6 protein-coding genes and 1 pseudogene are annotated in these 7,294 nt (G+C 68.2%); 3 read left to right on the forward strand and 4 right to left on the reverse strand.

What is annotated here, in order from left to right:
- The 4 genes from ACK4S2_RS15225 to ACK4S2_RS15240 form a co-directional block, all read right to left on the reverse strand.
- Window positions 1-265, reverse strand: a 265-nt coding sequence (locus ACK4S2_RS15225) for a transposase (RefSeq protein WP_409626278.1), incomplete at its 3' end; no start/stop codon positions are given.
- Window positions 266-538: 273 nt separating this feature from the next.
- Entirely contained in the window at window positions 539-2,725 is a 2,187-nt protein-coding gene (gene glyS / locus ACK4S2_RS15230) for a glycine--tRNA ligase subunit beta (RefSeq protein ID WP_409626281.1), read from the reverse strand.
- Window position 2,726: 1 nt separating this feature from the next.
- Window positions 2,727-3,182, reverse strand: a complete 456-nt coding sequence (locus tag ACK4S2_RS15235) for a DUF6446 family protein (RefSeq protein ID WP_409626284.1) — start codon at window positions 3,180-3,182, stop codon at window positions 2,727-2,729.
- Window positions 3,179-4,111, reverse strand: a complete 933-nt coding sequence (locus ACK4S2_RS15240) for a glycine--tRNA ligase subunit alpha (protein WP_409626287.1) — start codon at window positions 4,109-4,111, stop codon at window positions 3,179-3,181. Before ACK4S2_RS15240 ends, ACK4S2_RS15235 begins: the two co-directional genes overlap by 4 nt.
- Window positions 4,112-4,209: 98 nt before the next feature.
- Between ACK4S2_RS15240 and ACK4S2_RS15245 the strand changes: the two genes are divergently transcribed.
- The 3 genes and pseudogenes from ACK4S2_RS15245 to ACK4S2_RS15255 form a co-directional block, all read left to right on the forward strand.
- The gene (locus ACK4S2_RS15245) at window positions 4,210-5,988 is read left to right on the forward strand and encodes a serine protease (RefSeq protein ID WP_409626290.1); all 1,779 of its coding nucleotides are present in this window, start codon (window positions 4,210-4,212) and stop codon (window positions 5,986-5,988) included.
- Between the two features lie 93 nt (window positions 5,989-6,081).
- Window positions 6,082-7,032: a lipoyl synthase gene (gene lipA, locus ACK4S2_RS15250; RefSeq protein WP_409626293.1), complete on the forward strand. Its 951-nt coding sequence runs from the start codon at window positions 6,082-6,084 to the stop codon at window positions 7,030-7,032.
- Between the two features lie 151 nt (window positions 7,033-7,183).
- Window positions 7,184-7,294, forward strand: a pseudogene (locus tag ACK4S2_RS15255) (IS5/IS1182 family transposase); the annotation flags it as partial.

A 7,294-nucleotide genomic window follows, 5' to 3' on the forward strand; every position in this document is an offset into this window, starting at 1 on the left:
TCAGGTTATACTGCATCTGTTCCATCAACTGCCGCTCCGAGCGGACCGAAAACAGGATCTGGATCAGGCTCGCCCGGATCAACCGTTCCGGCGCGATCGAGGGACGGCCAAAATCGGTGTAAAGCGCCTCGAACTCGGCATCGAGACTGGCCAGCGCCTCGTTCACCACCTGCCGGATCTTGCGCAGCGGATGCCGGGCGGGGATGCGCTCTTCAAGATCGACATAGCTGAACAGCGACCCGCTCGCCTCGTCCGTCCCGCGCATCATCACCCCCACCGTTGTCGTGCAAAGGGTGAAACATGTTCCTAACTCCGGGTCGAGGGCTGACTTCTTCAGCAGCCTGTTAGGCGGCACCGTCGCAGGGGCTCTGCCCCGTCTTCGCTGCGCGAAGACTCCCCGGGATATTTGGGTCAAGGTGAAACGGCACACCCTTCTCCTTGACCAAAATATCCCCGCCGGAGGCTCCGACGGCGGCAACGGGCGCCGCCGGCCCGAGTTTCGCGCGATTGTTGCGGCCCTTGGGAAGGCCGGGGCCCCTCAGCCTTCGATGCGGGCGAGGTCGGCCACCTGGCCGCAGACCGCGCGGATGCGGTGCAAGAGGTTCAGGCGGTTGCGGCGGATGATCGGGTTGTCGCTGTTCACCTGCACGGCGGTGAAGAAGGCGTCGATGGGGGCGCGCAAGGCGGCCATGGCGGACATGGCGGCGGCGAAATCCTCGGCCTGCATCGCGGGGGCGATCCGCGCCTCGGCGGTGTCGAGGGCGGCGAACAGCGCCGCTTCCTCGGGGCCTTCGGCGAACTTCGGGTCAGGGCCGTAGCTGTATTCCACCCCGTCCTTGGCCTCGGCCTGGGTCAGGATGTTGTTGGCGCGGCGGAAGCCCTGGATCAGGTTGGCGCCATCCTCCGACCCCAGCATAGCCTGCAGCGCGCGGGCGCGCTTGACCAGCAGCGTCAGGTCATCGTTGCCGGGCATGGCAAGGCAGGCGTCGATGACATCGTGCCGGATGCCTTCGTCGCGCAGGAAGACCTTGAGGCGGTCGTGGAAGAAGGCGAGGAGGTCGTCGGTTGTCGTTTGCTGCCAGTTTTCGGGAAGGTCGGTGATATCGTGCTGACGGGCGACGGCGCCAAGGTGCAAGGTCTGGCCGCGGACAAGTTCCCCACGCAAAGGAACCCTCACCCCATTCCCCAGCACCAGCCGGATCACCCCCAGCGCCGCACGGCGGAGCGCGAAGGGGTCTTTCGACCCAGTCGGCTTCTCGTTTATCGCCCAGAACCCGGTCAGCGTGTCCAGCTTGTCGGCCAGCGCCACGGCCACCGACACGGGCGCGGTCGGGACGGCATCCGAGGGGCCAAGGGGCGAATAATGGTCGCGGGCGGCGTCGGCAATCGCGGCAACCCGCCCCGGGCTTGACCCGGGGCCTCCTGCCCCGTCGAGGCCCCGGCTCGGGGGCCGGGGCGGGGTTTCCTGCAGGGTCGCCAGCGCGTAATAGCGCCCCATCACCCCTTGCAGTTCCGGGAATTCGCCGACCATGGCCGAGCGCAGATCCAGCTTCGCAATCCGGGCGGCCTGTTCGGCATCGTCCGGGTCGGCGCCCACCACGGGCGCCAGTTCCCGCGCCAGCGCCGCGATGCGGGCGATGCGGTCGGCCTGGCTGCCGAGCTTGTTGTGGAAGGTCACCGCCTTCAGCCCTTCGGCCCAGTCCGCCATCCCGGCCTTGGCCACGCGCAGGTCATTGTCCCAGAAGAAGCGGGCATCCGACAGGCGGGCGGCCAGCACCTTGCCGTTGCCTTTCAGGATCGTTGCGCCGTGATCGGCGGTTTCGGTGTTGGCCACGGTCAGGAACTTTTCGATCCGGCCCGTTTTCGGGTTCTTCACCGAAAAGAACTTCTGGTGTTCGCGCATCGAGGTTTGCAGCACCTCGGGCGGCAGGTGCAGGAATTCATCGGCAATCGGCCCCATCAGCGGCACCGGCCATTCGACAAGGCCGGCCACCTCGGTCAGCAGGGCCTTGTCCTCGACGACCTCCAGCCCCCGGGCAAAGGCGGTCTGGGTGGCGTGGTTCCAGATGTGGGCCTCGCGCTCGGCGGGGTCCAGCATCACCTTGGCGGCACGCAGTTTCGCAGCGTAATCGTCGAAGGACGACACGGCAAAGCGCCCCGGGGCCATGAAGCGGTGGCCTTCGGTGGTGTTGCCCGAACGGATGCCGTCCACCTCCAGCGGCACGACCTCGGCCCCCGCCTCGTCCGACAGGATGCAGAGGATTGAGTGCAAGGGGCGCACCCAACGCAGCGACCCGGAGCCCCAGCGCATCGACTTGGGCCAGGGGAAATTGCGGATGGTCGCCTCCAGCACCTCGGCGATGATGGCGGGCGCCTTGCGGCCGGGCTTTTCGATCACGGCAAAGAAGGTTTCGCCCTTCTTGTCGGCGCGGCGTTCCAGCTGGTCCAGCCGCAGGCCGGTGGACCGCAGGAATCCGTCGATGGCCTGTTGCGGCGCCGAGGTGGACGGCCCTTTGCGTTCCTCGCGCACCGCGCGGGATTCGGCGCTCAGCCCCTGCACGGTCAGCGTCAGGCGGCGCGGGGTGGAAAAGGCGCCTGCCCCGGCATAGGTCAGCCCGGCCTCGACCAGGCCATCGGTGACCATCCTTTTCAGATCGTCGCGGGCCTTGCCCTGCATCCGGGCCGGGATTTCCTCGGAGAAGAGTTCGATCAGCAGGTCGGGCATCTCAGTTCTCCAGCGTGCCGTTCAGTTGGTGCCAGGCATAGGCGCGACCATCGGGAAAGACGGCGATGATGCGATCCACGCCGCGGGCGATCTCGCGTTCGGAAAGATAGGCCCGCGCCTCGCCGCGCTTGATCGCGGTGCCGATGGTTTCGGCATCGAAACAGTCGAACCAGCCCGGCGCGGTCAGCGGTTCGGGCTTGTCGGCCGGCAAGGCGGTGGTCAGCTCGCCGGGGTCGGCCAGCGTCGCGCAGGCACGGAACCGCAAGGGCGAGGATGTGGCGTCGATCCCCTCGAACGCCGAAAGCGACAGCGCCTGCACCCCGGTTTCGGTCGTCACGCGCAGCGGCGTGGTATCGGGCAGCGTGTTGTAGAAGGCATAGACCTGCAGATACCACATCGCCGCCCCGGCGATGGCGGCCGTGCCGACCAGCCCGATGACCAGCGCCTTGCCGTTCACGCCTGCGCCCCCCCGGCCTCGGTCAGCACGAAGGCATCGGCGCAGCGTTTGGCCAGCGCGCGCACGCGGCCGATGTAGGCCTGCCGTTCGGTCACCGAAATCACCCCGCGGGCATCGAGCAGGTTGAAGATGTGGCTGGCCTTTATGCACTGGTCATAGGCCGGGTGAACCATGACATTCGCGCGGTTGCCGGCCTTGGGGTCGGTCGGTTCGAAGGCCAGCAGGCGTTCGCATTCGGCCTCGGCCCGCGCGAAATCGCCGAACAGCTTTTCGGTATCGGCGCCGTCGAAGTTGTGGCGGCTGTATTCGCGCTCGGTCTGGCGGAAGATGTCGCCGTAGGTCAGCGGGATCGGCGCATCGGGCGCGTTGAAGGGCATGTCCATCACGTGATTGACGCCCAGCACATACATGGCCAGCCGTTCGAGGCCATAGGTCAGCTCGCCCGAGACCGGCTTGCAGTCGTGCCCGCCGACCTGCTGGAAATAGGTGAACTGGCTCACCTCCATTCCGTCGCACCAGACCTCCCACCCCAGGCCCCAGGCGCCCAGGGTGGGGCTTTCCCAGTCGTCCTCGACAAAGCGGATGTCGTGCAGGGCGGGGTCGAGGCCGATGGCGCGCAACGACCCCAGATACAGATCCTGCATGTTCGGCGGCGAGGGTTTGATGATGACCTGATACTGGTAGTAGTGCTGCAGGCGGTTGGGGTTTTCGCCATAGCGCCCGTCGGTGGGGCGGCGGCTGGGCTGGACATAGGCCGCAGCCCAGGCGCGCGAGCCCAGCGCCCGCAGCGTGGTGGCTGGGTGAAAGGTGCCGGCCCCCACCTCCATGTCATAGGGTTGCAGCACGGCGCAGCCCTGGGCGGCCCAGTAATTCTGCAATCGCAGGATCACATCCTGGAAACTGCGGGGTTTCACGGCGCTGTCGGGCATGGCAGACCTCTTGAAAAGCCTTGTCCTCATAGGCAAGAGGCAAGGAAGGGTCAATCGGCGCATCGGTGCCGGGGCCGCAGCAAGGGGCGGAACGGCAGATGTGGCGGATCAGGGGATGGGTGGCGGCGGTTGTTCTGGCCGCGATGGCAGGCACCGGCGCCGGACCAGCGGCGGCGCAACAGGCGGCACCCCAGGTCTGGATCCAGATCGAAGCGCGCAACACCCTGGCCGCCGCCGAGGAAAGACTGCGCGACTGGTCGGCCAGCCTGGACGGGGTGTCGGGCTTTGCGCTGGCATCCGGCTGGTATGCGGTGGCGCTTGGCCCCTTTGCCCCGGACGAGGCCGCACGGCGCCTGACCGAACTGCGCAGCGCTGGCCGGATTCCGCGCGACAGCTTCATCGCCGACGGGCGGGTCTATCGCACACAGATGTGGCCTGCGGGCGCGGCGGTGGCCGCTCAGGCGCCTGCAGCACCCGCCGCCCCCCTGCCCGAAACCGCAGCCGCACCGGAAGCCGCCGCCTTGCCGCCGGCGGACAACCCGCCGGCCGAAACGCTGGCCGATGCCCGCCGCGCCGAGGCGGCTCTGCCGCGCGAGGATCGGCTGGATATCCAGCGTGCGCTGCAATGGGCCGGGGTCTATTCGGCCGCGGTGGATGGGGCTTTCGGCTCGGGCGCGCGGGCGGCGATTTCGGCCTGGCAAGGCCAGCAAGGCGACGAACCCACCGGCGTTCTGACCGCCGCGCAGCGCACCGCCCTGGTCGAAGGGTGGCGCGCCGAACTGGCCGCAATCGGGCTGGAACGCCTGCGCGACGAAGAAGCCGGCATCGAAATCGACCTTCCCCTGGGTCTGGTCGCGTTCGACCGTTATGCCCCGCCCTTTGCGCGCTACCTGGCGCGGGGCGACAGCGGCATGCAGGTCTGGCTCATCAGCCAGCCGGGCGATGCCGAGGCGCTGGACGCGCTTTACGACATGCTGCAATCGCTGGCCGTGGTGCCCCCCGAAGGCCCGCGCAACCGCCGCCCGCGCGGATTCGACATTTCCGCCCGCAATGCCGAGATCGAGACCTGGGCGCAGGCCGAACTGGTGCAAGGCACGATCCGCGGCTTTCTGGTGACCGCGCGCACCGCCGATGCCACCCGCACGGCCCGCATCCTTCAGGCCATGAAGGCCAGCTTCCGGCCCTTTGGCGACCGCGTGCTGGACCCGGGCCTTGTCCCGCTGGACGAGGCGACCAAGGCCGGGCTTCTGGCCGGCACCGAACTGCGCCGCCCGGAACGCGCGGCCTCGGGGTTCTTTGCCGATGCGGGCGGGCGGGTGCTGACGGCGCTGGCCAATGTCGAAGGCTGCGCGCGCATCACGCTGGATGCCGGGATCGAAGCGTCGGTGCAGGCCCGCGACGCGGCCACCGGCGTGGCGCTGTTGCGCCCTGCCGTGCCGCTTGCGCCGCGCGGCCATGCCGCGATGGCCGGCAGCCTGCCGGCACCGGGCAGCGATGTGGCGGTGGCCGGCTTTTCCTTCGGAATCGACCTGCCCTTGCCGTCGATGACCTTCGGTCGCTTCGAATCGGCGGCGGGGCTCGATGGTTCGGCCGACCGTGCGCGGCTGACCTTGCCGGCGCTGGACGGAGATGCCGGCGGGCCGGTGCTGGGGCCGGACGGCGCGGTGATCGGCGTCTTGCAGCCGCGCATCGCCGACCCGGCGCGCGTGCTTCCGGCCGAGGTCAATCTTGTCAGCCCGGCGCCGGCGGTGCTGGCCGCGCTGGCGGCGCAAGGCGTTGCGCTGCCGGTTGCGGCTGCGGCCCCCGGCGTGATGGTGCCCGAGGATCTGACCGCGCTTGGCACCGCGATGGCCGTGCAGGTCGCATGCTGGAAATGAACGGCAGGGCGCGGCCACAAGGGCCGCGCCGTTGCGCCCGCGGCGGAAAGCGCCTATCTCTGCGCTGGATACCGGCGTCGAGGGGATATTCCGTTGCGCGATCTCAAACTGCCCGACCAGCGCCACCCCGAAAAGGCGCACCGCCCCGACAATCCGCAACCGAAGAAACCGGCGTGGATCCGGGTCAAGGCTCCGACCTCCGAAGGTTACAAGGCCACCCGCGATATCCTCAAGTCGAACAAGCTGGTGACCGTCTGCGAGGAGGCGGGCTGCCCCAACGTCGGCGAATGCTGGAGCCAGGGCCACGCGACCATGATGATCATGGGCGAAATCTGCACCCGAGGCTGCACCTTCTGCAACGTCGCCACCGGCCGGCCGCAGGCGCTGGACGCCTTTGAACCGGGGCGCGTCGCCCATGCCGTGGCCACCCTGGGCCTGAAGCATGTCGTCATCACCTCGGTGGACCGCGACGATCTGGACGATGGCGGGGCCGAACATTTTGCCCAGACCATCCGCGCCATCCGCCACCGCGCCCCGGACACCACGATCGAGGTGCTGACCCCGGATTTCCTGAAATGCCCGCCTTCGGCGCTGGAAACCGTGGTGGCCGCGCGGCCCGACGTGTTCAACCACAACCTAGAAACCGTGCCGGGTCTGTATCACGAGGTGCGCCCGGGTGCGCGCTATTTCCATTCGCTGCGGCTGCTGCAGCGGGTCAAGGAACTGGACCCGACCATGTTCACCAAGTCGGGCATCATGGTGGGCCTGGGCGAGGATCGCCCGGCCGTGTTGCAGGTGATGGACGACATGCGCTCGGCCGATGTCGATTTCCTGACCATCGGGCAGTATCTGCAACCGACCCCCAAGCACCACGCGGTGGCCCGCTTCGTGACGCCCGAGGAATTCGCCTCTTACGAACAAAGCGCGCGCAACAAGGGGTTCCTGATGGTCTCGGCCACGCCGCTGACGCGGTCGAGCTATCACGCCGGCGAGGATTTTGCCCGGATGAAGGCGGCACGAGAGGCGAAACTGGGCCGTGGGTGACGGGGGGCTTGCCGCCGATGCGCCCCTCCGCCCCGGCACCGGGTCTTGCCTGCCCGACAGGACAGGTTTAGCAGGCTGCTGAAGAAGTCAGCCCTCGACCCGGAGTTAGGAACATGTTTCACCCTTTGCACGACAACGGTGGGGGGTGATGATGCGCGGGACGGACGAGGCGAGCGGGTCGCTGTTCAGCTATGTTGACCTTGAAGAGCGCATCCCCGCCCGGCATCCGCTGCGCAAGATCCGGCAGGTGGTCAACGAGGCG

Source organism: Gemmobacter sp. (assembly GCF_046292685.1).
In the GTDB taxonomy this organism is placed as follows: domain Bacteria; phylum Pseudomonadota; class Alphaproteobacteria; order Rhodobacterales; family Rhodobacteraceae; genus Wagnerdoeblera.